Source organism: Fontimonas sp. FW305-C-3 (genome assembly GCF_058783185.1).
Genome location: NZ_JBYSYK010000002.1, coordinates 425,185 through 451,048, shown reverse-complemented (window position 1 = coordinate 451,048; position 25,864 = coordinate 425,185). Strand labels below are relative to the sequence as shown.

Sequence of the window (25,864 nt, the reverse complement as noted above, 5' to 3'; positions counted from 1 at the left end):
GGCTTGCCGCCCCGGCGCTGTTGTCCAGCCTTGCCAAGGCCAGGCGCTCCTTTTGGGGCGCTTTTGCCGTTTTTATGCCACTGTGGAGCCCAAGCCGAGCGATTTCGGGCGGCGAACAGGCAACAAAAAAGCCGGCAGAGCCGGCTCGTTTGTCTTGTTTGGTGCCGAGAAGAGGACTCGAACCTCCACGGTGTTACCCGCTAGTACCTGAAACTAGTGCGTCTACCAATTCCGCCATCTCGGCTTGAGGGCGCGAATTGTGCTGACGCACTGAACCTTTGTCAATGAAAAATAAAACACCCCCAAAGCATCACGAAAAGAACAACAAGAAAGCCGGCGCCAAGCGCTGGCAGGACGCTGATCCCGACTTCAACAACCAGTCGACCCAGTACGCCGAGCCGGTCCCCAGCCGGACCCTGATTCTTGAAACCCTGGCCGCCGAATCCGGGCCGATGACGCTCGACGATCTGGTCGGCCGCTTCGACCTGCGGCGCATTCCGCAACAGGAGGCGCTGTCCAAGCGTCTGGGCGCGATGGTCCGCGATGGCCAGCTTGCGCATAACCGCCGCGGCGCCTACGGCCCGGTGACGCAGATGAGTCTGGTCGCCGGCAGCGTGCAGGCGCACCGCGACGGCTTCGGCTTCCTGATTCCGGACGCCGGCGGCGACGACGTCTTCCTGCCGCCGCGCCAGATGCGGGCGCTGATGAACGGCGACCGCGTGCTGGTGCGCGTGGTCGGCAAGGATTTCAAGGGCCGGCCCGAGGGCGTGGTAGCCGAAGTCATCGAGCGCGTCAGTCGCAGCGTTGTCGGTCGCTTGCATGTCGATCAGGGCGTCAGCTACGTCATTCCGGAAAATCCCAAGGTCCATCACGACCTGCTGATTCCGCCCGAACACCTGAAGGGCGCTCGCCACGGTCAGATGGTCGTCGCCGAAATCGTCACGCCGCCGGGCAACCGCACGCTGCCGGTTGGCCGCGTCGACGAAATCCTTGGCGATCATCTGGCGCCGGGTATGGAGATCGAAGCGGCGATCCGCGCGCACAACCTGCCGAATGAGTGGCCGGCCGCAGTCGAGGCCGAAGCTGCGCGCATTCCCAACGAAGTCACCGCCGAGCATCTGGCCGGTCGCGAAGACCTGCGCAAGCTGCCGCTGGTAACGATCGACGGCGCCGATGCGCGCGACTTCGACGACGCCGTCTACGCCAAGCCACACAAGGCGACGATGCTGTCAAAAGGCGGCTGGACGCTGTGGGTTGCGATCGCCGACGTGTCCGCTTACGTGCTGCCGAACACACCGCTCGACAAGGAAGGCCTGGAGCGCGGCAACTCGGTGTATTTCCCGCAGCGGGTGATCCCGATGCTGCCGGAAAAGCTGTCGAACGGCCTGTGCTCGCTGAATCCGAATGTCGACCGCCTGTGCATGGTCTGCGAGATGCGCGTGCTGCCGGACGGCGAGGTCGCCAAGTCGAAGTTCTACACGGCCGTCATGCGTTCGCAGGCGCGATTCACCTACGACGAAGTCGCCGAGATTCTGGAAAAGCCCGACGGCGAAGCGGCGCAGAAGCGCGGCGCGCTGGTGCAGAACCTGCAGGACCTCGACAAGCTGTTCGATGCCCTGTTCGCGGCACGTTCCAAGCGTGGCGCGATCGAGTTCGAGTCCACCGAAACGCGCATCGTGTTCTCCGACGATCGCAAGATCGACCGCATCGTGCCGATCAAGCGCAATCGCGCGCATCGGCTGATCGAGGAGTGCATGGTCGCGGCGAACGTGCAGTCGGCGAAGTTTGTCGACAAGCACAAGATGCCGAATCTGTATCGCGTGCACGAGTTGCCGGACGCCATCAAGCTGCGGCCGCTGCGGGAGTTTCTTGCCCTGCGCGGTCTTTCTCTGGGCGGCGGCGACAAGCCGACGGCCAAGGATTACGCCCGCACGCTCGACAAGGTTCGCGAGCGTCCCGACGCGTCGATGGTGCAGACGGTCATGCTGCGCTCGATGATGCAGGCGCGTTACAGCCCGGAAAATGTCGGCCATTTCGGTCTGGCGTTGACCCACTACGCGCACTTCACATCGCCGATCCGCCGCTATCCCGACCTGCTGCTGCATCGCGCGATCAAGCATGCGCTGGCCAAGGGCAAGCCGAAGGACTTCATCTACGACACCGACCGCATGAGCGCGCTCGGCACCCATTGCTCGATGACCGAGCGCCGCGCCGACGAGGCGACGCGCGACGTCACGACCTGGCTCAAGTGCGAGTACATGCAGCACCGGCTCGGCGAGGAATTCGAAGGGACGATCGCCAGCGTTGCGCCGTTCGGCCTGTTCGTCGAACTGGACAACCTTTATGTAGAGGGCCTGATCCACGTCAGCACCCTGCGCAACGACTACTACGAGCACAATCCCGCCGCCCACCGCCTGGTCGGTACCCGCAGCGGAACTTCCTATGGTCTCGGTGATCGACTGAAGGTCAAGGTAGTGCGCGTCAATCTCGATGAGCGCAAAATTGATCTGGAGCCCGTCCAGGTATTGACCAGTTCATCCCGGATTAAGGGCCCGGCCCCAGAATCCACCGCAAAGAAACAAACCCGTAATCGGAGAGGGAAAAAGCGATGAAAATCCATAAGGTCGCACTCGTTGCAGTGCTCACGGCCAGTCTTGCTGCCTGCGCCACGGACGATCCGAACAAGCGCGCCAAGACCGGCGCGGCGATCGGTGCGCTGGCTGGCGCGGTGCTCGGTAACCAGGTCAGCGGCGCGCGCGGCGCACCGATTGTCGGCGCGGTCGTTGGCGCCATCGCCGGCGGTGCGGTCGGCAATTACATGGACAAGCAGAAGGCCGAACTGAACCGTCAGCTCGCCGCCGAGGCTGCCCGCGACGAACTGGCGATCACGCAGCTGCCGGACGGCTCGCTGAAGATCGGTATCGCCAGCGATGTCAGCTTCGACATCGACAGCGCGCAGATCCGCCCGGATGCGCTGAATACCTACGCCAAGATCGCCAACATCCTCAAGACCTACGACAAGACCGTCGTGCATGTCGTCGGCCATACCGATTCCAGCGGCAGTGCCGAGCACAACCAGGGTCTGTCGGAGCGCCGCGCGGCTTCGGTCGCCAGCTATATGCAGGGCCAGGGTCTGCCGGGCAGCCGCGTCCGCCAGGAAGGCCGTGGCGAACGTGAGTTGCTGGTGCGTACCGGTGACGGCGTCAAGGAATCGCGCAACCGTCGCGTCGATATCGTCATCAAGCCGGTGGTGCAGGGCCAGGAGCAGCAGGCCTGGACGCCGCCGCCGTATCTCGGCGGCTAAGCGTTCCAACCGCAGTCCAGCGACGCCCCCGCATGCGGGGGCGTCGTCGTTTGAGTGGCAAACTATGCGTTGTACGAAATTAGGCAGGGGATGCGCTTGGCAAAGATGACCTTGATCGGCGGTATCCATGCGGTGACCGCCGCGTTGGAAGACGCCCACGACAAGCCTTTCGAGGTGCTGGTTGCCGATTCGCGGCAGGACGAGCGCATCCGCCGGGTGCTGGAGCTGGCGAAGACCCTGCAGGTGCGCTACCGCGTCGTGCCGAAGTCCGAACTGGACATCAAGGCGCCCGGCCTGCGCCACCAAGGCGTGCTGGCCTACGTGCCGGAGAAGGCCTTCGACAGCGAGGACATGCTCTATCGCGCCGCCGATCCCGAGTACCTGCTGCTCGCGCTGGACGGGGTTCAGGATCCGCACAATCTCGGCGCCTGCCTGCGCACCGCCGAGGCCGCCGGCGTGACTGCGGTGATCCTGCCCAAGGACCGCAGCGCCAGCCTGACCGCGGTCGCCCGCAAAGCCGCCGCGGGCGCCGCCGAGCGGGTGCCGATCGTCACCGTGACCAACCTGTCGCGGACGCTCACCCAGCTCAAGGATCTGGGCTATTGGGTGACCGGCCTGGCCGGCGAGGGCACGGAATCGGTCTTCGACGTCGACCTGACCGGCCCGACCGTGCTGGTCATGGGTGGCGAGGGCGAGGGCATGCGCCGCCTGACCCGCGAGGGCTGCGACCGTCTGGTGCGGATTCCGATGCAGGGCAAGGTCGAGAGCCTGAACGTGTCGGTTGCGACGGCGGTCTGCCTGTATGAGGCGATGCGCCAGCGCACGGCGGCCAAGAAGCCGAAACCGGCGGGCCCGGCGGGCAAGGCGAACCCCGGCAAGGTTGCTTCAAAGCGCTGATTCGCCTACTATTCGCGCCCCTTTCCGGACCCCGGAAGGGGTTTTAGCCACTTGCTCCACGCCCGGTTCGACCTGAACCGCACGGGGGCCGCGCGATGAAATCGCGTGTTCACAAGGAGTTGCAATGCGTCACTACGAAATCGTAGTCATGGTGCACCCGGACCAGAGCGAACAGGTTCCGGCGATGCTTGAGCGTTACAAGGGCATGGTCGAAGCCGGTGCCGGCAAGGTCCACCGCCTGGAAGACTGGGGCCGTCGTCAGCTGGCCTATCCCATCAACAAGGCGCACAAGGCGCACTACGTGTTGATGAATCTGGAAATCACCGGCGAGACGTTGGCCGAGCTGGAGAACGCGTTCAAGTTCAACGACGCCGTGATCCGCCGCCTGATCGTCAAGAAGGATGACGCCGTGACCGCGCAGTCGCCGCTGTTCAAGGTGCCGGACGAAGAGAAGAAGCCGGGCGAGTACCGCTCGCGCCGCGATGATGCCGACGCCGATGGCGATGAAGACGGCGAATCGGATTCCGACAACGAAAACGCGCGCAGCGCCGAAGCAGGAGCCTAAGTCATGGCACAGTTTTTCCGTCGCAAGAAGTCTTGCAAGTTCAGCGCCGAAGGCGCTCCGGAGATCGATTACAAGGATCTCAACGTACTCAAGCAGTACATCGGCGAGAACGGCAAGATCGTTCCGGCCCGCATCACCGGCACCAAGTCGCGCTATCAGCGTGAACTGGCCCTGGCGATCAAGCGTGCGCGCTTCCTGTCGCTGCTGCCGTACACCGACGGCCACCTGTAAGGAGACCCGACATGGAAGTGATTCTGCTTGAGAAGATCAAGAAGCTCGGCGACCTCGGCGATACCGTCAAGGTGAAGTCCGGCTTCGGCCGCAACTTCCTGCTGCCGCAGGGCAAGGCGCTGCCGGCGACCGAGAACAACCGCAAGGTGTTCGAAGAGCGCAAGGCCGACCTGCTGAAGAAGTCGCAGGACAGCCTCAACGCCGCCAAGCTGCGTGCCGAGAAGCTCAATGGCCTGAGCCTGACGATTCCGGTGCTCGCCGCTGAAGAAGGTCGTCTGTACGGTTCGGTCGGTCCGGCCGAAATCGTCAACGCCGCTGCAGCCAAGGGCGTCGAGATTCACAAGAACGAGATCGACATGGTCAGCGGTCCGATCCGCGCCGTCGGCACCTACACGGTGTCCATCGCGCTGCACTCGGAAGTTGCCGCAACCGTCACGGTTGTCGTCGAAGCGCAGAAAGCTGTCGGCTAAGCTCGTCGGCCCTCTGTACGAACGGCCCGCTTTCAGCGGGCCGTTTCTTTTTGCGGGCCGCTTTTGCGCAGCTTATCCACTGACTTATCCAGTGGTTTTCCACTTTCGCCACGCCCAGCATAGGCGGACAATCCACGTCTTATGAATGTCGTCGCCAAGCTGCAGGGTCAGGTCAAAGCGCCACCGTACTCGCCGGAAGCTGAGGCTTCGGTGCTGGGCGGCCTGATGCTCGACAACCGCAGCTGGAACGACCTGGCGGGCCGGCTGTCGCCGGAAGATTTCTACCGCGAAGATCACCAGCTGATCTATCGCGGCATCTGCGATCTGGTCGGCGCGAACCGGCCCTGCGATTTCCTGACGCTATCAGAGCATCTGAAGTCCCATAACCAGCTCGAGGCGGCCGGTGGCATTGCCTATCTCGGAACGCTGGCCAACGATACGCCGAGCGCCGCAAACGTCATGGCGTATGCCGAGATCGTGCGCGAGCGTTCGGTCCTGCGCAGCCTGATCAGCGCCGGCGGCGATATCGCCGAACTGGGCTTTCGCGCGGAGGGCCGCAGCTACGCCGAGCTGATCGACATTGCTGAACAGAAGGTGTTCGCTTTGCGAACACGCTCCGAGAAGGCGAAGTCGAACTATCACTCGATGCCGGAGCTGATGGATCAGCTCGAAAAGAAGATGGAGTACCTGCGCCAGAATCCGGGCGGCCTGGCCGGGTTGCCGACCGGCTTCACCGATCTGGATGCGATGACAACCGGCTTCCATCCGGGCGACCTGGTGATCCTCGCAGGCCGCCCCTCGATGGGTAAGACCAGCTTTGCGTTGAATATCGCCGAGCACGTTGCGCTGTACCAGAAAAAGTCGGCCGTCGTGTTCAGCATGGAAATGCCCGCCGAACAGCTGGCCTTGCGTATGTTGTCGTCCTTCGCGCGCATTCCGATGGGGCAGCTGCGCAGCGGCGATATCGAAGATCGTTTCATGGATCGCCTGACTTCCCAGGGCGGCTTGATCCGCGAGGCGCCGCTGTACATCGACGAAACCGGTGCGCTGTCGCCGCTGGACCTGCGCTCGCGTGCGCGACGCATCAAGCAGCGACACGGCCTGGGCCTGATCGTCGTGGATTACATCCAGCTCATGCAGGTTTCCGGCACCAAGGAAAACCGCACCAACGAAATCTCCGAGATTTCGCGCAGCCTCAAGGCACTGGCCAAGGAGCTGGAAGTGCCGGTGATCGCGCTGTCGCAGCTCAATCGCGGCGTCGAGCAGCGCGACAACAAGCGTCCGCGCATGGCGGATCTGCGCGAATCCGGCGGTATCGAGCAGGACGCCGACCTCGTGATCTTCATCTATCGCGACGAGGTCTATAACAAGGACTCACCCGACAAGGGCACGGCCGAGATCATCATCACCAAGCAACGTAACGGTCCGCTCGGCACGGTGAAGACGGCGTTCTTCGGCGAGTTCACGCGCTTCGACAATCTGGCGCATGGGCCGGAACACGATTACTGAGCATGATCCCGCGCGTTACCGCGACCGTCGACCTGACGGCGCTCACCGATAACCTGCGCACGATCCGCAAGCTCGCGCCGCGCTCGCGCGTGATGGCGGCCGTCAAGGCCGACGCGTATGGCCACGGCGCGGTGCCGGTTTCGCGTGCGCTGGAAGCCGCCGGTGTCGATGCGCTCGCGGTGGCCTGCCTCGAAGAGGCGATGACGCTGCGACAGGCGCATATCCAGACGCCAATCGCCTTGCTCGAAGGCATCATTTCCGCCGAAGAAGCAGCGCTGGCGGTCTATGAGCGCTTGCAGATCGTCGTTCACGATCACTGGCAGATCGAGCTGCTGGAGCGTCTGCCGGACAGCGCGCGCCTGACGGTGTGGTTCAAGATCGATACCGGCATGCACCGTTTGGGGTTTCCGGTCGATGATGTGCCGCGCCTTCGGGAAACTTTGAAGCGGCACCCGGGCTGGAGCTTTGCCGGCTGGATCACCCACCTGGCCTGTGCCGACGAGCCGGACAATCCGTTTACGCCGCTGCAGCTGGCTCGCTTCGAGACCGCGCTCAAGGGTGTGCCGGGGTTGCGGTCGATTGCCAATTCGGCGGGCCTGTTCGGCTGGCCGCAGGCGCGGGTCGACTGGGTGCGTCCGGGGCTCGCGCTGTACGGATGTTCGCCGCTGCCGCAGTTCGACGCCGCTTCGCTGGGGCTGCGTCCGGCGATGCGTCTGGAGGCCCGTATCATCGCGATCCGCGAATATGCGGCGGGTGAGGGAATCGGCTACGGCCTACGGTATCGCAATCCTGCACCGGCGCGGATCGCGGTGGTCTCGGTCGGCTATGCCGACGGCATGCATCGCGCGTTCGTCGACGGCACGCCGGTGCTGATTCGCGGGCGCCGCGCCTATCTGGCCGGTCGCGTGTCGATGGACATGATCATGGTTGACCTGCGCGAAGTCGCGGACGCCCAGGTTGGCGATGCCGTACTGCTGTGGGGCCCCGGCCTGCCGGCCGAGGAAGTGGCCGGCCGCGCGGATACCATCGCCTACGAGCTGTTCTGCGGCCTCACTGGCCGCGTCCGCTTCAACTACGTCGGCGCCTGAGTCGACGCCGCCCGGGTCAGTGGACCGAGGGCGACGACCTGCGCAGCGCGTCGGCCGTCGTCACCGCGCCGCTGCGATCAAGCTGCTCGCGGGTGATGACCTGACCGGCTGCGCCGATGCAGGGCTGATCGGCGTCGCGCTTGATGCGGCTGCCGGTCTCCTGCAGGCAATTCGGTTCGCTGGCGGTCGGTGCTTTTTCCGCGGACGCATTGGCGGCCTCTGCGGCAACCGGTTCGGCAGCATTGGCCGCCAGGGAAACAGCCAGAAGCGCCGCCGCAGCGGCAATCGTCTTGAATGTCATGGCCCATCTCCAGAGTGCACAAGACGGCTGGCCTGTGGGTGCCAGCCCTAAATGAAAAGACCGCGCCTGAGCGCGGTCGTTCCATGGTCGCTCGCTGCCGATTCTGCGCCTTTAGCTGGTCAGCAGGAACAGCATCTTGGTGCCGGCCAGTTCGATGGCGTCGTTGTTGATCAGCTTGCGCGCCTGGGCGTCGATCTGCTGGCCGTTGACCAGCGGTCGCGGGCCGCCGCTCTCGCCGCCGACATGCACGATGTAGTAGCCATCGGCGCGCCGCGTGATGGCTGCGACCTGGACGCCGGGTTTACCGATCGTCGTCAACGCCTTCGACAGCTCGAGTTCCTTGCCGGCATTCGGACCGCTGGCCACGCGCAGCTTCGCCATCAGCGGCGCACGCGCCGCGGCGACCGGAGCCGGGGCCGCAGCCGCAGCGGGTGTCGGCGCGGTGGCCTTGTTGACCTGGGCATCGAACGCAGCGCCGAACTGGCCCGGCTTGAGGATCATCGTGCGCTCGAAATCGTCGGTGCCGGCGGCTTCGCCTTCATAGCGCAGCGTGTTGCGGCCGACCGAAATCACATCGCCATGCGACAGCGGGTGCTTGGCGATCTGGCGGCCGTTGACCTGTGTGCCGTTGGTCGAATCGAGATCCTCGAGGAAGGAGTCCTGCAGGATCGTGATGACGACGGCGTGGTGTCCGGAAACCGCCTTGTCGTTGAGGGGAATATCGTTGTCCTGGTGCCGACCGATGGTCACGCGTTCCTTGTCGAGCGCGTACTCCTTGGTCTGGCCGTTGCTGTCGCTGACAATCAATTTACCCATGTTAGAACCATTCCATTAAGCGTTCGTACCAGCGCCGACCGCGTGCGAACGAGTGTTTCACGCTGGCGAGGACTACAGAGATATTGTCGTTGCCGCCGTTCTGATTTGCCAGAGCGACCAGTTCCTTCGCGGCCTGGTCCAGGTCGGCGGCATGGTGCTCCAGAATCGTGGCGATTTCGTGGTCGCTGATCATGTCGGTCAGGCCATCCGAGCAGAGCAGGATGATGTCGCCGACATCGACGGTATCTTCGACCAGATCGACCAGTACTTCGGGTTCGGCGCCCAGTGCGCGGGTCACGATGTTCTTGCGCACCAGCGTCTGCGCTTCTTCGCGGCTGTAGTGCCCGCGGGCGATCAGCTCCTCGACCAGCGAATGATCGCGGGTGATCGGCTCCAGTTTGTTGGCGCGGAAACGATACAGGCGGGAATCGCCGACGTAGGCGATCGCCATGCGATCGTCGTGCAGAATGCAGGCGACGATGGTCGTGCCCATGCCGGCGCACTGCGGCTGGCTCGCGGCGACGGCGCAGATCGTCTTGTGCGCCTCCTCGACGGCGGTCTTCAGCAGCATCGCCTCGGTGCTATGGCCGCTGACCGCATCGATCTCGCCATGCTGCAGGCTCGGCCATTGCCGGCGCGCGAGATCGAGCACGGTGCTGACCGAGATCCCGCTGGCAATCTCGCCGGCGTTGTAGCCGCCCATGCCGTCCGCCAGCACCAGCAGGCCGATGTCCTGGTCCTCGCCGATGGCGTCCTCGTTATTGCCGCGCACCCGACCGGTGTCGGTCAGCAGTGCGGTGCGAACTTTGCCTTTTAGAGCCATCGACTGTTCAGGAGTTCAGGGCCAGGGCGCGCAGGTCGCGCGCCAGCTCGGCGCCATTGGCGTAGCGGTCGTCGGCCTTCTTGCTGAGCAGGCGATCGACGATCGCGCTCAGTGCCGGCGGCAGATCCGGCCGCAGCATCTTCGCCGGCGCATGCGCTTCGTTGGTGATCTTGAGCATCAGGTTCACCATGGACTCGGCCTGGAACGGCAGCGTTCCGGTCAACAGCTGATACAGCGTCACGCCCAGCGAGAACAGGTCGGAGCGGCCATCGACACGGCGCCCGGCGAGCTGTTCGGGCGACATGTAGCTTGGGGTGCCGAGCACCATGCCGGTCTTGGTCTTGCTGGAGTCGGTGATGCGCGCGATGCCGAAGTCCATCAGCTTCAGCGTGCCGCTCGACTCGACCACCATCATGTTGGCCGGTTTGATGTCGCGATGGACGACGCTGTTGCTGTGCGCGTAGTTGAGCGCGTCGGCAGCCTCGGCGATCAGCCGCACGACATCGCCCACCGGCAACAGTGTGTTCGGCTTGATGTTGCTGGTGAGGTCCTTGCCGCGGATGTATTCCATCGCGATGTAGGCGAGATCGTGCTCCTCGCCGGCATCGAAGATCGAGACGATGTTCGGATGCGTCAGCCGCCCTGCCGTTTCCGCCTCGCGGAAGAAGCGCTCCTTCACGCCGGCGAGTTCATCCGGTTCGAACTCCTGCGACAGCGCCATGGTCTTGATGGCGACGAGGCGGCCGATCTTCGGATCCTTGCCCATGTAGACGACGCCCATCGCGCCCTTGCCGAGTTCCTTTTCGACCTGGTAACGGCCGAGCATCGGCTTTTCGATCTTCTGCGTGCCGTCGTCGTCGAGCAGCATCGTGCCGCCGGGATGCGAGTGTCCGCCGCCGCCACCGAGGATGACCGTTTCCGACAGCTTCTTGGCGCGGTTGAGCTTCTGCTGGATGTCGCGGAAGTTCGCATTGAAATCGGCGATGTACTGGTAGACCGACTCGGCCTTGTTGAACTGGCGCTTGCGCTCGAAGTCCAGCGCGAGGTTGTAGAGCAGGTCGAGCAGGCGGTCGTCGACCGGTTTGACGCGGCGGAACTTGTCGAAGGCCATGTCGAGCTGGCCCTGGCCTTGGAAGGCGAGGCCGAGCATCTTGTTCGATTCGGCGCCTTCGGTCTCGCTGGTTTCCTTGAGCCGCTCGGTGATGTTGAACCGCTTCACCGTCATGAACGCATGGCCGGCGAGCAGGAACACCGCGGCGACGGTCAGCTTCAACCACATCGCCATCGACACCATCAGCGCGACCTGGGTGACGATCAGGCCGACGGCCAGTATCAGCGTGACGATCGCAGCCGTGGTCGCCGCCAGGCGCGGCAATAGCAGCGCGATGTACAGTGCGAGCAGGGTGAACACGCCCAGCTCCGCCCAGACGGCCCAGCCCGGGCGCGTATAGAAGTCGCCCTGCAGCAGGCTCGAGACGGTGTGCGCAAGCGTCGTGACCGGCGCGGTCGAGGCCGAGACCGGCGTCGCGAAGGTGTCGCCGGTGCCGACCGCCGTCGTGCCGATCAGGACAATCTTATCCTTGTAGCGCGAGGCCGGCAGCTTGCCGCTCAGCACGTCGTAGGCGGAATCGACCGGGAATGCCGGCTGGTCACCATCGTCGGTATAGAAATGGCTGTACATCCGCAGGGCCGGGCTGGTGCCGATCGCAGTGCCGCCGAGCTGGATGCCTTCACCCAGATCGACCTCGATATCGGCCGGCGACAGGTTCAGCGCGGCGGCGGCAACCATCAAGGACATCGACGGATAGAAGCTGTCGAAATACTGCAGCACCAGCGGCTCGAAGCGGACGGCGCCGTCGACGTCCGGCGTGACATTCAGATGGCCGATGCCGGCGGCCGCGCTGCCGAGGCTGACGATCGGGCTCTGCGCGGATACCGTCGGCAGCGGCAGCGCCCCGGCGGCGCGCGCGCCGATGCGGTCTTCGATCTTGGTCAGCGCGTTGCGCAGCACGTAGTCCGGCAGCTCGGCATCCGGCCGGCCCTGCGGGCGGCCGATCGTGAAGACCATCGGCAGGATCAGTCGGCCTTGGTCCTGGATCGCCTTGGCCAGCGCGACGTCGCCGCCCGAACCGGCGGCCGCGGCATTGTCGATTTCGCGCAGCAACGCCGCCATGTCCTTCTTGTACTGTCGCGACAGCGCCGAAGCCGCGTAGGCCTCGGCAACGCCGCGCACCGCCGGTGTCGTCCGCGCGGTGTCTTCCAGCATGAGGCCGAAGGATTCGATTTCAGCCGGGATCTGCTGGGTCAGCGCCGAGTCCTTGAGGGAGCGAACGAGGGCGTTGATCGTTTCGGCGCCGCTGTTCTGTTCGCCTTCGAGGAACAGCGCGGAATTGCCGATGACCTTGGCGCCGCCTTTGCGCAAGACGTCGATCAGCTGCGCTTGCTGCTTGCGCGGCCACGGCCAGCGGCCCAGGTTGCGGATCGACTCGTCGTCGATCGCGACGATGGCGATGCGGTCCGACGGCACCCGTTCGCGGGCGCGTACGCCGAGGTCGTAGGTATAACGCTCCAGCGACTGGAAACTGTCGCTGAACACCGCGAAGGCAAGCCCCGCAAAAAGCAGCGTGAAAGCCAATGCGGCGAACCAGTCCCGGCTCCAGATTTTCGTAGTCACCGCGAGGTCCCCCGACTTCGTTAGGCTAAGCTTGATGTAGCTGCTTCAATAGTAGCTGTATTCGACTGCAATACAACGAGAATTAGTGCACGACATGGCCAAGCAGCGTACCGAGTATGTATGTCAAAGCTGCGGAATGACCAGCCCCAAGTGGGCGGGCCAGTGCGCGGATTGCGGCGCCTGGAACACCCTGGTTGAAACGCTTGCCCAAGCCAAGCCGGCGCGCCGCGGCGGGATCAGCGGGACCGCGCTGGGCGGCGTACAGCGGCTCGGTGAAGTCAGTGTCCAGGAAACGCCCCGCGCCTCGACCGGCATGCCGGAAGTTGATCGCGTGCTCGGCGGCGGCATCGTGGGCGGCGCGGTCGTTCTGATCGGCGGCGATCCGGGCATCGGCAAGTCGACCTTGCTGCTGCAGGTGCTGTCGGCAGTGCAGGCGCGCATGCCGACGCTCTACGTGACCGGCGAAGAATCGCTGGCGCAGGTCCACCTGCGCGCGCAGCGCCTGGGCCTGACCAATCTCGACGTGCCGGTACTGGCCGAAACCGAAGTCGAGCAGATTCTCGCGCAGATGCAGCACCACAAGCCGGCCTTCGTCGTCATCGACTCGATCCAGACGCTGTTCACCGAGGCGCTGGACTCTGCGCCGGGTTCGGTGTCGCAGCTGCGCGAATCGGCGGCGCGGCTGGTGCGCTTCGCCAAGGCCTCGCAGACCGCCATCGTGCTGGTCGGTCACGTGACCAAGGAAGGCACCATCGCCGGCCCGCGGGTACTCGAGCATATGGTCGATACGGTGCTGTACTTCGAGCACGACCCGGGTTCGCGCTACCGGGTCATCCGTGCCATCAAGAATCGCTTCGGTGCCGTCAACGAGCTCGGCGTCTTCGCGATGACCGATGCCGGCCTGCGCGAAGTCAGCAATCCGTCCGCGCTGTTCCTGTCGCGGCACGACGAGCCGGTGCCCGGCAGCGTCGTCACCGTGACCCGCCAAGGCAGCAGGCCGCTGCTGGTCGAGATACAGGCGCTCGTCGATCGCTCGATGGTCGGCAATCCGCGCCGCGTCACGCTCGGCCTGGAAGGCAACCGCCTCAACATGCTGCTGGCCGTATTGCATCGCCATGGCGGGATCAGCCTCGGCGATCAGGATGTGTTCGCGAATGTGGTCGGTGGCCTGCGGCTGCAGGAAACGGCGGTCGATCTGCCGCTGCTGCTGGCGACCCTGTCGAGTTTCCGTACCAGGCCCTGGCCGGGCGATTGCGTTGTCTTCGGCGAAGTGGGGCTGGCCGGCGAAGTGCGTCCGGTCGCGGCTGGCGAAGAGCGACTGCTCGAGGCAGCCAAGCACGGCTTCAAGCGGGCGATCGTGCCGGAAGGCAACAAGCCGCGACGCGGCGCCAAGCTGGATATCGAAGTGATTCCGGTGCTGCGCCTGCAACAGGCACTGGAGCAGTTCTAAGCGCGGCTCAGGCCGCCGCTTTCTTCGGCTTGGCCTTGGTCTGACTCTGCGGCGGGACGACGCGGGTCGCCTTCACCGCGTTGGCGCGCATCTCGATGATCTCGAACTGGTAGTCGCCCAGCTCGACCTTGGCGCCCGGCTGCGGCAGATGCTCGAGCTTCTCGAGCAGCAGGCCGTTGATGGTCTTCGGTCCGCTGGTCGGCAGACGCCAGCCGAGGCTCTTGTTGAGGCTGCGGATCGTCACCGAACCGTTGACCCGGTAGCTGCCGTCGGCATCGGCATAGACGTTCTTGATCCGGGTTGCCGGATCGGACGTGAATTCGCCGATGACCTCTTCGAGAATGTCCTCGATCGTCACCAGGCCCTGGATGTCGCCGTACTCGTCGACGACAAATCCGATGCGGCGCTTCTGGTTCTGGAAGTTCAGCAGCTGCTGGTTCAGCGGCGTGCCTTCCGGCACGAAGTAGGGCTCGCGCGCTAGCGACAGCAGGCCCTGCACATCGAGATTGTCCTCGGCCGCCAGGCGGACGACGCGGCGCAGATGGATGACGCCCTTGAGGTTGTCGATCGAGCCGTCGAAGACCGGAATGCGCGTGTGCTGGCTGGTGATGATCTCTTCACGGACGACATCCCAGGGCTCGGAGATGTCGATGCCGACGATCTCGTTGCGCGGCACCATGATGTCCTCGACCGTGACCTTTTCGAGGTCGAGGATCGACAGCAGCATCTTCTGGTGACGGCGCGGGATCATCGCCCCGGCCTCGGCGACGACCGTCCGCAGTTCTTCAACGCTGAGGCTGTGCTGCGCGGCGTCCTCGGCCGCGACGCCGAACAGGCGCAGGATGCGATTGCCGATCAGATTGACGAGATCGATGAGCCAGCCGAACAGCTTGGTGATCGGCCAGTACAGGAACGCGGCCGGCAGGCCGAGGCGTTCGGGATGGATTGCGCCGAGCGTCTTGGGCATCGACTCGGCAAACACGAAGATCAACAGCGCGGTGCCGATGGTCGCCAGCAGCATGGCGGTTTCGGCGTCCTGGACCAATCGGGTCGCGATGCCCAGCAGCAGCATCGGAATCAGCGCCTGGACGATATTGTTCAGCATCAGGATCAGGCCGATCAGCCGATCCGGACGGGTCAGCAGCTCGGTGGCCATCTTGGCTGCCCGATCGCCGCGCTGGGCCCGGTGCTTGAGCCGATAGCGGTTCATCACCATCAGCCCGGTTTCCGAGCCGGAGAAAAAGCCGGAGGCGAGCAGGCACAGGACCAGCAGGCCAATCATTACAGCTAGGGGGATATCGTCCAAAAGCGCGGTCGTGAGTGGCCGTGTCGGATGAGCTTGTTATCGAACTGACTGCCAGGCTGTCAAGCGGCTTCACGCGAAGTAAACGCGCTAACTCCAATGCCGGCCTAGTAAAAGTTCGAGTACAAGCTTGCTTCCGAAATACGCGAGCACCAGCATCAGATAGCCCGCCAGGGTCCAGCGGATGGCCGTCCGGCCGCGCCAGCCATGACGCAACCGGCCCCACAGCAGCACGCCAAAAATCAGCCAGGCCGTGATCGACAGCACCGTCTTGTGCGCCAGATGCTGGGCAAGCCAGTCGCGGATGAACCACAGGCCCGACAGCAGGGTCAGCGACAGCAGGACAAAGCCGATGCCGATCAGCTGGAACAGCAGGCGTTCCATGGTCTGCAGAGGCGGCAGGGCATTGGCGATGCCGGACAGCTGGCGCGCATGCAGCAGGCGGTCCTGCGAAGCCAGCAGCAGGGCCTGCACCGCAGCCAGCGTCAGCAAGCCCGCGGAGAACAGCGAAAGCACGATATGCGTGCGCGCCTTCCAGCCGGCAATGCTCAGTTCGCTGACGGGCGTCGGCCATGCGGCGGCAAGCACCGCGATGATGCCGGCCAGCGGATAGACGACCGTGCCCATCGAGCGCAGCGGTTCGCGGAAGCAGAAAACCCACAGCAGGCCGGCGGACTGCCAGACGAACAGCGACAGCGCCTCGTCGATGCCGATCGTGACGGCGTCGCCCTGAAAGACATGCTGGCTCAGCGCGAGGAGATGCAGGACCAGCGCCGGTACCGGCAGGCAGCGCTCAAGCCACAGCGGCCGGTTGGTCCGGATCGCCAGTGCGGCGCCGAAATAGAACAGCAGGGCAATGAGACTGAGAATCATGGCCGGCGAGCTTATCACCTGGAAAGTCCCGCATGACTCACCGACGGGCGCGCGCCGCTTTGCGAAGTGGCTCTCAGTTCGCTCGCGGGGGCGCGATATCCCTATGCTAGGATCGGCCAAGCTCCAAACTCGAACGGCGCATGCGGATCAAAGTCCTGGGCTGTAGCGGTGGCATCGGCCCTGGCCTGCGCACGACAAGCCTGCTCGTCGACGACGAGTTTCTGATCGACGCCGGCACCGGCGTTGGCGACCTGACCCTGGCCCAGCAGCGCCGCATCCGTCACGCTTTTCTGACGCATTGCCATCTCGATCATGTCTGCGGTCTGGCCTTTCTGGCCGACAATCTGTTCGACCTGATCGATCAGCCGATCAAGGTTCATGGTTCGAAGGAGACCCTGACGGCGCTGCGCGAGCACATCTTCAACTGGAAGATCTGGCCGGACTTCTCGAAGTTGCCGGACGAGGAAAAGCCGTTGTTGCGCTGGAACGAAATCCACGTCGGCGAGCCTTTCGAACTCGACGCCGAGCGCCGGCTGACCGCGTTCAAGGTCCTGCATACGGTGCCGGCGGTCGGTTACGCGATCGAGGGTCGGCGCGGTACTTTCGCCTTCACCGGCGACACCTACGCCGACGATGGCATGTGGGGATTTCTCAACAGCCTGCCGCGGCTCGACAAGCTGATGATCGAAATTGCCTTTGCCGACGAGCAGCAGGCCCTAGGCTACGCGTCCAAGCATTTCACGCCGGCGCTGCTGGGCTCGGAGCTGCAGAAGCTGCGGCACCGCCCGAAGCTGTTTCTGACCCATCACAAGCCGGGCAGCGAAGGCCTGATCCATAAGCAATGCCGGGTGGCATTGCGCGGTTGGGAATACAGCCATCTGCAGCGCGGCGACAGCATCACGCTGGAGTGATCGCGCCAGCCGACCGGCGGCCCGTTGCCGGCGCCACACAAGCTTGAACAGGCCCTAGAATAGCGACCCTTGTCGCCTCGACGTTGCTCTGCCCATGTTTGAAAATCTGACTTCCCGGCTGTCCCGTGTCCTCGACTCCATTCGCGGGCAGGGTCGCCTGACGGAAGATCAGATCAGTGCCGCCGCGCGCGAGCTGCGCATGGCGCTGCTCGAGGCGGACGTCGCGCTGCCGGTGGTCAAGACTTTTGTCGACCAGATCCGCGAGAAGGCGCTCGGCGTCGAGATCACCCAGTCGCTGACGCCGGGCCAGGAATTCCTGCGCGTCGTCCAGCGCCAGCTGACCGAAACCCTCGGCGGCACGGCCGAGCCGCTGAACCTGCGCCAGCAGCCGCCGGCGATCATCCTGATGGCGGGCCTGCAGGGCTCCGGCAAGACGACGACGACCGGCAAACTCGCGCGCCTGCTCAAGGAGCAGGAAAAGAAGAACGTCATTGTCGTGTCCTGCGACGTCTATCGCCCGGCGGCCATCGAGCAGTTGCGCATCGTCGCCGGTAATGTCGGCGTCGAGTGGTTCCCGTCGGCGGTCGGCCAGGATCCGGTTGCCATCGCGACCAGCGCGCTGGCCCACGCCAAGGCTCAGTTCGCCGATGTGCTGATCGTCGACACCGCCGGCCGTACGTCGATCGACCAGGACATGATGGCCGAGATCGCCGCGCTGCACGGCGCGCTCAATCCGGTCGAGACCCTCTTCGTTGTCGACAGCATGACCGGCCAGGACGCCGCCAAGACCGCGCGCGCATTCGCCGACGTGCTGCCGCTAACCGGTGTGGTGCTGACCAAGGTCGATGGCGACTCGCGCGGCGGTGCCGCGCTGTCGGTGCGCGAAGTCACCGGCAAGCCGATCAAGTTCCTCGGCGTCGGCGAGAAATCCGACAAGCTCGAAGTCTTCCATCCGGATCGCATCGCCTCGCGCATTCTCGGCCAGGGCGACATGCTCGGCCTGATCGAGGACACGGTCCGCAGGGTCGATCACGAGAAGGCCCAGAAGCTCGCCGACAAGCTCAAGAAGAACAAGAGCTTCGATCTGGAAGATTTCCGCGAGCAGATGCTGCAGATGGAAAACATGGGCGACATGAGTTCGCTGCTCGAAAAGCTGCCGGGCGGCGCGCAGATGCAGGCCCAGCTGAAGAACGTCGACACCGGCAAGCAGATCCGCCGCACGATCGCGATCATCAATTCGATGACGCGTCAGGAGCGCCGTTTCCCGGATGTCATCAAGGCCTCGCGCAAGCGCCGCATCGCAGCCGGTAGTGGCGTTGAAGTGCAGGAGGTCAATCGCCTGCTCAAGCAGTTCGATCAGACCCGCGACATGATGAAGAAGGTCGCCAGTGGCGGCATGGCAAAGATGATGCGTGCTCTGGGTGGCCGGATGCCGCCCGGCATGATCCCGCGGCGCTGAGAACGTCAATGAATGGATTACAGCGCCAGTTGCTGGCTGGCCTGATGGCAGTGCTGCCCTGGTCGGCGATGGCGGACGGCCAGATTGGCCCGAACGGCAAGGCCGGTGGTGTTGGGCCCGGCATCATCGCGCCGGAAGCGGCCGGTATCGTCCTCAACGGGCCGGCCAACTCCAAGGTCAGCACCCTGCGTGGGCGGGTGCTGGTCGTCGAGTTCTGGGCGTCCTGGTGCGGTCCCTGCATCGAGTCGATGCCGCGTCTGGATGCCTTGCGCAAGGAGGTCCAGGCCGCCGGTTATACCGACCAGTTTGAAGTGCTTGCGGTCGGTCTGGACAAGAATCTGGCCGACGCCAAGCGTTTTCTCGGCATCCATCCGGTGTCGTATCCGGTGGTGGTCGATACCCTGGGGATCGCCTCGCTGGGTTACGGGGTCTGGCGTCTGCCGGCGACCTTCCTGATCGAGCCGTCCGGGCAGGTCAACCAGATCTATCACGGCTACGGCGAAACCTTTGGTCCGGACCTGCGGGTCCGGGTATTTGCGATGCTGCGCAATCTGCCGAAGGCCAAGGCCGCGATCAAATCCGCACAAGCATCGGAAAGTGCTGGAAATCCGTGACAAAGTCGCTATAATTCGCCCCCTTTCAGCGGCCTTGTGCCGCTTTTGTCATTGGATATCGCAAGCATGGTAACGATTCGTTTGGCACGCGCCGGCGCAAAGAAGCGGCCCTTCTATCACGTCGTGGCGACTGAAAAGAGCAGCCCGCGTGATGGCAGCTTCATCGAGCGTCTGGGCTCTTACAACCCGAACGCCAAGGGCGCCGAGCAGAAGCTGGTGCTCAATCTCGAGAAGGTTGAAAGCTGGAAGAAGAAGGGCGCTCAGGTTTCCGAGCGCGTCGCCTTCCTGATCAAGTCGGCACCGAAGGCCGCCTGATTCCGTGGCAGCGACCCGGGTAACCCTGGGCCGCGTAGCCGGGGTGTATGGCGTACGGGGTTGGCTGCGGATCGATTCGCAGACCCGCCCTGTCGAGAAGATTCTGACCTACCGGAACTGGTGGTTCCGGCAAGGTGAGCAGGTGTATCAGGTTCAGAGGATCGACGGCCGTGTCCAAGGACAGGGTGTCGTCGTCCAGGTTTGCGACCCGCAGGGTCAGGCCATCGAAGACCGTGATGTCGCTGCGAAGCTGATCGGCGCAACGGTCGAGGTCAGCCGGGAGGATTTGCCGCCGCTACCGTCGGGGCAGTTCTACTGGGTTGATCTGATCGGTCTGAAGGTCGTGAATTCCGCCGGGACCGCATTGGGCACGGTGAAGGACATGACCTCCAACGGCGCCCAGGATGTACTGGTGATTGTCGATGCGGCGGGCGTACAACGGCTGATCCCGTTCGTCCGCGACCACATCGTCAAGGAAGTCGATCTCGCCGGCGGCAGCATGGTCTGCGAGTGGGAACTGGATTATTGAGGAAGCGGACTGACGATGCAGATTGATGTCGTCAGCGTGTTTCCGGAGATGGTCGAGCAGGTGGTGCGGCAGGGTATGCCGCGCATTGCCGTCGAGACCGGAGCCTTGCAGTTGAAGGCACACGATCTGCGCAACTACAGCGAGAACCGCTGGCGTCGCGTCGATGATCGGCCTTACGGCGGTGGCCCGGGAATGGTGATGGAAGCCGGTCCGGTCGCAGCGGCGGTTGCCGACGCGAAGGCCCCGGCAGGGCAGGCCAAGGTCGTGCTGCTGTCGCCGCAAGGCGCGCGCTTCGACCAGCGCTGGGCGGAACGCCTGGCGCAGGAGCCGGCCCTGGTGCTGGTGTGCGGTCGGTATGAAGGGCTCGATGAGCGCTTTGTGCAGGCCGAAGTCGATTTCGAGTTGTCGCTGGGAGACTTCGTGTTGTCCGGCGGCGAGTTGGCAGCAATGGTCGTTGTCGATGCCATTGCACGGTTGTTGCCCGGTGTGCTGGGCCATGCAGCTTCAGCGGCGAACGATTCGTTCTCCGCCGGTCTGCTGGACCATCCGCACTACACGCGTCCCGAAACCTGGCGCGGGCAACCGGTGCCGGAGGTGTTGTTGTCGGGTGACCATGCGCGGATCGCGCGCTGGCGCCTGCAGCAGGCTCTGGGGCAGACATGGTTGAAGCGGCCCGATCTCCTTGAGGGGATCGACATGAATGACGAAGTACGGACGCTGTTGCGGCAATTCATCGCCGAGCAGCATTTGATGACGAAAGGTGAACACGATGCGCGCTAACAAGATCATTTCCGCAATTGAAGCGGAACAGATGAACAAGCAGGTCCCGGAGTTTCGTGCCGGCGATACCGTTGAAGTGAAGGTCAAGGTCAAGGAAGGCGACCGCGAGCGTCTGCAGGCCTTCGAAGGTATCGTGATTGCCAAGCGCAACCGCGGCATGCACTCCGCGTTCACCGTGCGCAAGGTTTCGCACGGCGAAGGCGTCGAGCGCGTGTTCCAGACGTTCAGCCCGCAGGTTGCCGAGATCGCCGTCAAGCGTCGCGGCGACGTGCGTCGTGCCAAGCTGTACTTCCTGCGCAAGCTCTCGGGCCGCGCGGCACGTATCGCCGAAAAGCTGGGCTAAGATTCAGCCGCGCGCTACGGCGCGCAGCCGGGAATCTTCAAAAACCCCGTCTCCCTCCAGGGCGGCGGGGTTTTTTGTGCGCGTCATCTGGCTTGAAATAGGCTGCGTCCGGCCCCAGAAAACGGGCCTTGGCGCGATAGCGCGCACCATCATCATCGATCGACAGGAGACGTTCGAATCATGAGCAACGCAGGTCAGTCAGAAAAGCAGACGGAGAAGCGCGAGTTCCAGGCAGAAGTGCGGCAGATGCTGCACCTGATGATTCACTCGCTGTACTCGAACCGGGAAATCTTCCTGCGCGAACTGATCTCCAACGCTTCCGACGCCTGCGACAAGCTGCGCTATCTGGCGATCGAGAATCCGGCGCTGCTCGGCGGCGACGAGCTCGCGATCACGCTGATCGCCGATCCGGCGGCCGGTACGCTGACGATCAAGGACAACGGCATCGGCATGTCGCGCGAGGAGGCGATCGACAACCTCGGCACGATCGCGCGCTCCGGTACCAAGCGCTTCATGGAGTCGATGTCGGGCGACCAGAAGAAGGATGCGAACCTGATCGGCCAGTTCGGCGTCGGTTTCTATTCGGCCTTCATCGTCGCCGACAAGGTCGCGGTGCTGAGCAAGCGCGCCGACAGCGATGAAGCCGTGCGCTGGGAATCGACCGGCGAGGGTGAGTTCACGATCGAGCCGTCCTACAAGCTCGACCGCGGCTCGGAAGTGATCCTCCACATGCGTGACGACGCCAAGGAGTTCCTCGAGGACTACCGCATCAGCACGATCGTGCGGCGATATTCCGATCATGTCGGTCTGCCGATCCGCCTGCACAAGGAGCAGGGCGAAGCGCAGATGCTCAATCAGGCGCGCGCGCTGTGGACGCGGCCGAAGTCCGAACTCAAGGATGAGGACTACCAGCAGTTCTACCAACACGTCGCGCACGACAGCGAGAATCCGCTGGCTTGGGCGCATCACCGCGTTGAAGGCACGCTCGAATACACCTCGCTGCTGTACATCCCGGCCAAGGCGCCGTTCGATCTCTGGGATCGCGAGCAGAGCCGCGGCGTGCAGCTCTACGTGAAGCGCGTCTTCATCATGGACAAGGCGGCGGAGCTGCTGCCGGCCTATCTGCGATTTGTTCGCGGTCTGGTCGACAGCGCCGATCTGCCGTTGAATGTCTCGCGTGAAATCCTCCAGGGCAATCGCACCGTCGACAAGATCCGTGGCGCGCTGGTCAAGCGCGTGCTCGATCTGCTCGATGACATGGCCGACAAGCGCGCCGAGGATTACGCGAAGTTCTGGGCCGCATTCGGTCCGGTCTTCAAGGAAGGCGTGGTCGAAGATGTGGCGAATCGCGAGCGTATCGCCAAGCTGTGTCGTTTCGGTTCAACGCAATCGACCGATGCTGCGAAGGATGTGACGCTTGATGCGTACATCGCGCGCATGGCCGAAGGCCAGGACAAGATCTATTACCTGACCGCCGAAACCGACGCCGCCGCGCGCAACAGCCCGCATCTCGAAGGTTTCCGCGCGCGCGGCTTCGAAGTGCTGCTGCTGACCGACCGGATCGACGAATGGTTCGTCGGTCATCTGCACGAGTACGCCGGCAAGCCGCTGGAATCCGTTGCGCGGGCTTCGAAGGATCTCGAGAGCAAGATCGAGACGCCGGACAAGGCGCGTCTCGAGGGCGAACTGAAGGACGTGCTGGAGCGCGCCAGGACTTTGCTGGCGACGCGCGTCGCCGATGTGCGCCTCTCGTCGCGCTTGACGGAGTCGCCCTGCTGTCTGGTGGCCAGCGAGCAAGGCCTGTCGCGGCGCCTGGAGGAAATCCTCAAGCAGGCCGGAGAGAAGCTGCCGGGCAGTCTGCCGATCCTCGAACTCAATGGCGGTCATCCGCTGGTGACGCGCCTCAACGCGGCTGATGCCGCACAGTCCTTCGATGACATCGTCGAACTGCTCTACGCGCAGGCGGTGCTCGCCGAAGGCGGTCAACTCGAAGATCCCGCGGGCTTCGTCAAGCGCGTCAACGCGCTGGTGCTGGGCGCCGGCGGCGACAAGCCGCGCATCATTCTGTAAACCGGGTCCTGTGCCCAGCTGCCGCTATGGGTGGCTGGGTGCGGGGATTCCTATGGTACCGTTGTCGGCACATATCCGGCCGACAATCGCAGCCCATGAGCCCGACGCTGATACAGACCATTGCTGCAGTGATCTTCGCTGTGGCCCTGTTGCACACGTTCTCGACCAAGATCTTCGAACGTCTGGCGCATCGATATCCGCGCCACGAAGGCATCTTCCATCTGCTCGGTGAGGTCGAGGTCGTTTTCGGCTTCTGGGCGATGGTGCTGGTGATCCTGATGTTTGCGCTGGACGGCAAGGACAGCGCGGTGGCCTACATCGACACGCGCAATTTCACCGAGCCGATGTTCGTGTTCGCGATCATGATCGTCGCCGGCAGCCGGCCGATTCTCGATCTGGCATCGCTGTTCGTGCGCGTGGTCTCGCGGATGTTGCCGATGCCGAAGAGCATCGCCACCTACTTCACGATCATGTCGCTCGTGCCCTTGCTCGGTTCCTTCATCACCGAGCCGGCGGCGATGACGCTCGGCGCACTGATCCTGCGCGATCAGTTCCTTGCCAAGCCGACGCTGTCGACGCGTTTCAAGTACGCGACGCTCGGCGTGCTGTTCGTCAACGTCTCGATCGGCGGCGTGCTCACGCCGTTCGCGGCGCCGCCGGTGCTGATGGTGGCCGGCAAGTGGGGCTGGGATACGGCATTCATGTTGACCCACTTTGGGTGGAAAGCCGCGATCGCTGTCACCGTCAACGCGATGGTCGTGACCCTGCTGTTCCGCAGGGAACTGAGCGGGATCGCCATCGCCGCGAGCGCGAAGGCGGCGCCGGCACTGATCATCGCGGTGAACGTGATCATCCTGTTCGGCATCGTGATGTTCGCCCACCACACCGCATTGTTCATGGGCCTGCTGCTGTTCTTCATGGGCTTCGCGACGGCTTACGAACGCCATCAGGGCGGCCTCATCATCCGTGAAGCCTTGCTGGTCGCGTTCTTCCTCGCCGGCCTGGTCGTGCTCGGCGGTCTGCAGCAGTGGTGGTTGCAGCCGGTGCTGCTGTCGATGAGTCCGAACGCCGTGTACTACGGCGCGACCGCGCTGACGGCGATCACCGACAACGCCGCACTGACTTACCTGGGCTCGCTGGTCGAAGGCCTGACGGATGAGTTCAAGTACATGCTGGTCGCCGGTGCCGTGACCGGCGGTGGCTTGACCGTGATCGCGAACGCGCCGAACCCGGCGGGCTTCTCGATCCTCAAGGTGCGTTTCCAGGATGAAGCGATCAGTCCGCTCGGACTGCTCGCCGCGGCGATTCCACCGACGCTGGTGGCGATCGCGGCATTCCGGCTGCTGTAGCGCTACTCGACGATCCGCACGGCTTCGACGAAACGCTGGCGCCAGTACTTCATGTCGACGCTGGCGACGATGATGCTGCGTCCGCTGGCCGGGGCATGGATTGCCTGGCCGTCGCCGAGATATAGCGCGACGTGATCGACGCGGCCGCTGCCGAAGCGATAGAACAGCAGATCGCCCGGCAGGATGTCGTCTTCGTCGATCTCGACGCCGATCGCGCGCTGCTCCAGGGTCGTGCGCGGAATCTTGATGCCGGACTGCGCGAAGATGTACTGGATCAGGCCACTGCAATCGAAGCCGTCGGGTGTTGCGCCGCCGTAACGATAGGGGCGCCCGACCTGACCGAGCGCATCGAGCACGATGCGATGGCGGATTTCCGGTTCGACCTTGATCAGCGTGCGGCTGCTGCCGCAGCCCGTCAGGCCGACGGTCATCAGCAATGCTGCCAGCAGTCCGACAAGCCAGGTTCGCTGCATGGTGCTCAGGCGAGGCTTGGAACGGTCTGCTGCATCGACGGCCGCTGCGAAAACACGGCGAGCCACTCGACCAGCGCTGGATGCGACTTGCGCCACTCAAGGTAGGGCAGTCGGAAGTCGAGATATTCCAAGGCAACGCCGACAGTGATCTCCGGAATGCCCGGTGCTTCGCCGTTGAGCGCGCCCACTTCCAGATTCAGCAGATCGAGGCTGCGCGTGATCGCCGCTGCCTGGCGATCGAGGAAGGGCGTGTAGACGATGCCTTCCGGCCTGCGCTTCTCGAACACGGTGGCGACCGCGGCATCGATGGCGCCTTCGGCGACGCGCTGGATGCGCAGCATCGCCCAGCGGCGGCTGCCGCGCGGCAGATGGGCGAGGCCAGCGGCGCGTGTCTGCAAGTACTCGAGAATCAGATTCGAGTCGGGCAGGGCTTCGCCGCGATCGGTGATCAGCGTGGGAATCTTCGACATCGGATTCGCCGCGAGCAGCTCGGTCGGTGCGGCGAACGGATCGGCAATGATCTCTTCAATCTGCTCGGCAAGATTCAACTCGAGGACCGCCACGCGCACCTTGCGCGAGTACGGCGAAGTCTTGCTCATGTAGAGACGCATGCAGGATTCCATCAAATCTGACCGATGACGGATTGTCGCCGGAATTCGGCCCGGCGTGTATTGCACGGTGGCTACAAAAAAGCCCCTGACGGCAACCGGCAGGGGC

26 protein-coding genes and 1 tRNA gene are annotated in these 25,864 nt (G+C 64.0%); 18 read left to right on the top strand and 9 right to left on the bottom strand.

What is annotated here, in order from left to right:
• Positions 1-159: 159 nt before the first annotated feature.
• Positions 160-244 (bottom strand) — tRNA-Leu (locus AC3WUF_RS08270).
• A gap of 40 nt (positions 245-284) precedes the next feature.
• Between AC3WUF_RS08270 and rnr the strand changes: the two genes are divergently transcribed.
• The 8 genes from rnr (at position 285) to alr (ending at position 8,064) form a co-directional block, all read left to right on the top strand.
• Positions 285-2,612 (top strand): ribonuclease R, encoded by a 2,328-nt coding sequence (rnr, locus tag AC3WUF_RS08265; RefSeq protein WP_492424368.1) that lies wholly within the window; start codon positions 285-287, stop codon positions 2,610-2,612.
• On the top strand, positions 2,609-3,304 hold the full coding sequence (locus AC3WUF_RS08260) for a YiaD family glycine zipper/OmpA-like lipoprotein (protein WP_492424366.1): 696 nt from the start codon (positions 2,609-2,611) through the stop codon (positions 3,302-3,304). Before rnr ends, AC3WUF_RS08260 begins: the two co-directional genes overlap by 4 nt.
• Positions 3,305-3,394: 90 nt before the next feature.
• Positions 3,395-4,201, top strand: coding sequence for a 23S rRNA (guanosine(2251)-2'-O)-methyltransferase RlmB (gene rlmB / locus AC3WUF_RS08255; protein WP_492424364.1), 807 nt, complete (start codon positions 3,395-3,397; stop codon positions 4,199-4,201).
• Between the two features lie 124 nt (positions 4,202-4,325).
• Complete coding sequence (rpsF, locus tag AC3WUF_RS08250; RefSeq protein WP_492424362.1) at positions 4,326-4,766, top strand: 30S ribosomal protein S6; 441 nt, start codon at positions 4,326-4,328, stop codon at positions 4,764-4,766.
• A 3-nt stretch (positions 4,767-4,769) separates the two neighbouring features.
• On the top strand, positions 4,770-4,997 hold the full coding sequence (rpsR, locus tag AC3WUF_RS08245) for a 30S ribosomal protein S18 (RefSeq protein ID WP_492424360.1): 228 nt from the start codon (positions 4,770-4,772) through the stop codon (positions 4,995-4,997).
• 11 nt (positions 4,998-5,008) lie between these two features.
• Entirely contained in the window at positions 5,009-5,467 is a 459-nt protein-coding gene (gene rplI, locus AC3WUF_RS08240; protein WP_492424358.1) for a 50S ribosomal protein L9, read from the top strand.
• A gap of 141 nt (positions 5,468-5,608) precedes the next feature.
• Complete coding sequence (dnaB, locus tag AC3WUF_RS08235; protein ID WP_492424356.1) at positions 5,609-6,976, top strand: replicative DNA helicase; 1,368 nt, start codon at positions 5,609-5,611, stop codon at positions 6,974-6,976.
• A 2-nt stretch (positions 6,977-6,978) separates the two neighbouring features.
• Positions 6,979-8,064, top strand: coding sequence for an alanine racemase (gene alr / locus AC3WUF_RS08230; protein WP_492424354.1), 1,086 nt, complete (start codon positions 6,979-6,981; stop codon positions 8,062-8,064).
• 16 nt (positions 8,065-8,080) lie between these two features.
• Here the strand turns inward: alr and AC3WUF_RS08225 are convergent, their stop codons facing one another.
• From AC3WUF_RS08225 to AC3WUF_RS08210, 4 genes are all read right to left on the bottom strand, one after another.
• On the bottom strand, positions 8,081-8,365 hold the full coding sequence (locus AC3WUF_RS08225; RefSeq protein ID WP_492424352.1) for a hypothetical protein: 285 nt from the start codon (positions 8,363-8,365) through the stop codon (positions 8,081-8,083).
• 111 nt (positions 8,366-8,476) lie between these two features.
• On the bottom strand, positions 8,477-9,181 hold the full coding sequence (locus tag AC3WUF_RS08220; protein ID WP_492424350.1) for an FHA domain-containing protein: 705 nt from the start codon (positions 9,179-9,181) through the stop codon (positions 8,477-8,479).
• Between the two features lies 1 nt (position 9,182).
• Positions 9,183-10,004, bottom strand: coding sequence for a Stp1/IreP family PP2C-type Ser/Thr phosphatase (locus tag AC3WUF_RS08215; RefSeq protein ID WP_492424348.1), 822 nt, complete (start codon positions 10,002-10,004; stop codon positions 9,183-9,185).
• A gap of 7 nt (positions 10,005-10,011) precedes the next feature.
• The gene (locus AC3WUF_RS08210; RefSeq protein ID WP_492424346.1) at positions 10,012-12,678 is read right to left on the bottom strand and encodes a CHASE2 domain-containing serine/threonine-protein kinase; all 2,667 of its coding nucleotides are present in this window, start codon (positions 12,676-12,678) and stop codon (positions 10,012-10,014) included.
• Positions 12,679-12,772: 94 nt separating this feature from the next.
• On the opposite strand from AC3WUF_RS08210, the gene radA reads away from it, so the two are divergent.
• The gene (radA, locus tag AC3WUF_RS08205; RefSeq protein WP_492424344.1) at positions 12,773-14,128 is read left to right on the top strand and encodes a DNA repair protein RadA; all 1,356 of its coding nucleotides are present in this window, start codon (positions 12,773-12,775) and stop codon (positions 14,126-14,128) included.
• A gap of 7 nt (positions 14,129-14,135) precedes the next feature.
• Here radA and AC3WUF_RS08200 read toward each other — a convergent pair whose 3' ends face one another.
• Positions 14,136-15,410 (bottom strand): HlyC/CorC family transporter, encoded by a 1,275-nt coding sequence (locus AC3WUF_RS08200; protein WP_492424342.1) that lies wholly within the window; start codon positions 15,408-15,410, stop codon positions 14,136-14,138.
• A 111-nt stretch (positions 15,411-15,521) separates the two neighbouring features.
• Complete coding sequence (locus tag AC3WUF_RS08195) at positions 15,522-16,304, bottom strand: cytochrome C assembly family protein (protein WP_492424340.1); 783 nt, start codon at positions 16,302-16,304, stop codon at positions 15,522-15,524.
• A 140-nt stretch (positions 16,305-16,444) separates the two neighbouring features.
• Here AC3WUF_RS08195 and AC3WUF_RS08190 point away from each other — a divergent pair, with 140 nt between their 5' ends.
• From AC3WUF_RS08190 to AC3WUF_RS08150, 9 genes are all read left to right on the top strand, one after another.
• Positions 16,445-17,215, top strand: a complete 771-nt coding sequence (locus tag AC3WUF_RS08190) for an MBL fold metallo-hydrolase (protein ID WP_492424338.1) — start codon at positions 16,445-16,447, stop codon at positions 17,213-17,215.
• A gap of 94 nt (positions 17,216-17,309) precedes the next feature.
• A complete protein-coding gene (gene ffh, locus AC3WUF_RS08185) occupies positions 17,310-18,674 on the top strand; it encodes a signal recognition particle protein (protein ID WP_492424336.1) in 1,365 nt (454 codons plus the stop codon).
• Between the two features lie 8 nt (positions 18,675-18,682).
• Positions 18,683-19,288 (top strand): TlpA family protein disulfide reductase, encoded by a 606-nt coding sequence (locus tag AC3WUF_RS08180; RefSeq protein ID WP_492424334.1) that lies wholly within the window; start codon positions 18,683-18,685, stop codon positions 19,286-19,288.
• 66 nt (positions 19,289-19,354) lie between these two features.
• Positions 19,355-19,603, top strand: a complete 249-nt coding sequence (gene rpsP, locus AC3WUF_RS08175; protein WP_492424332.1) for a 30S ribosomal protein S16 — start codon at positions 19,355-19,357, stop codon at positions 19,601-19,603.
• Between the two features lie 4 nt (positions 19,604-19,607).
• On the top strand, positions 19,608-20,132 hold the full coding sequence (gene rimM / locus AC3WUF_RS08170; protein WP_492424330.1) for a ribosome maturation factor RimM: 525 nt from the start codon (positions 19,608-19,610) through the stop codon (positions 20,130-20,132).
• Positions 20,133-20,147: 15 nt separating this feature from the next.
• Entirely contained in the window at positions 20,148-20,912 is a 765-nt protein-coding gene (gene trmD / locus AC3WUF_RS08165; protein WP_492424328.1) for a tRNA (guanosine(37)-N1)-methyltransferase TrmD, read from the top strand.
• The gene (gene rplS / locus AC3WUF_RS08160) at positions 20,902-21,255 is read left to right on the top strand and encodes a 50S ribosomal protein L19 (RefSeq protein WP_492424326.1); all 354 of its coding nucleotides are present in this window, start codon (positions 20,902-20,904) and stop codon (positions 21,253-21,255) included. Before trmD ends, rplS begins: the two co-directional genes overlap by 11 nt.
• Before the next feature lie 180 nt (positions 21,256-21,435).
• On the top strand, positions 21,436-23,325 hold the full coding sequence (gene htpG / locus AC3WUF_RS08155) for a molecular chaperone HtpG (protein ID WP_492424324.1): 1,890 nt from the start codon (positions 21,436-21,438) through the stop codon (positions 23,323-23,325).
• A gap of 95 nt (positions 23,326-23,420) precedes the next feature.
• Positions 23,421-24,674 (top strand): putative Na+/H+ antiporter, encoded by a 1,254-nt coding sequence (locus tag AC3WUF_RS08150; RefSeq protein WP_492424322.1) that lies wholly within the window; start codon positions 23,421-23,423, stop codon positions 24,672-24,674.
• Between the two features lie 2 nt (positions 24,675-24,676).
• On the opposite strand, the gene AC3WUF_RS08145 is transcribed toward AC3WUF_RS08150, so the two are convergent.
• Positions 24,677-25,147: a C40 family peptidase gene (locus AC3WUF_RS08145; RefSeq protein ID WP_492424320.1), complete on the bottom strand. Its 471-nt coding sequence runs from the start codon at positions 25,145-25,147 to the stop codon at positions 24,677-24,679.
• A gap of 5 nt (positions 25,148-25,152) precedes the next feature.
• Positions 25,153-25,758: a glutathione S-transferase family protein gene (locus AC3WUF_RS08140; protein WP_492424318.1), complete on the bottom strand. Its 606-nt coding sequence runs from the start codon at positions 25,756-25,758 to the stop codon at positions 25,153-25,155.
• Positions 25,759-25,864 lie beyond the last annotated feature (106 nt).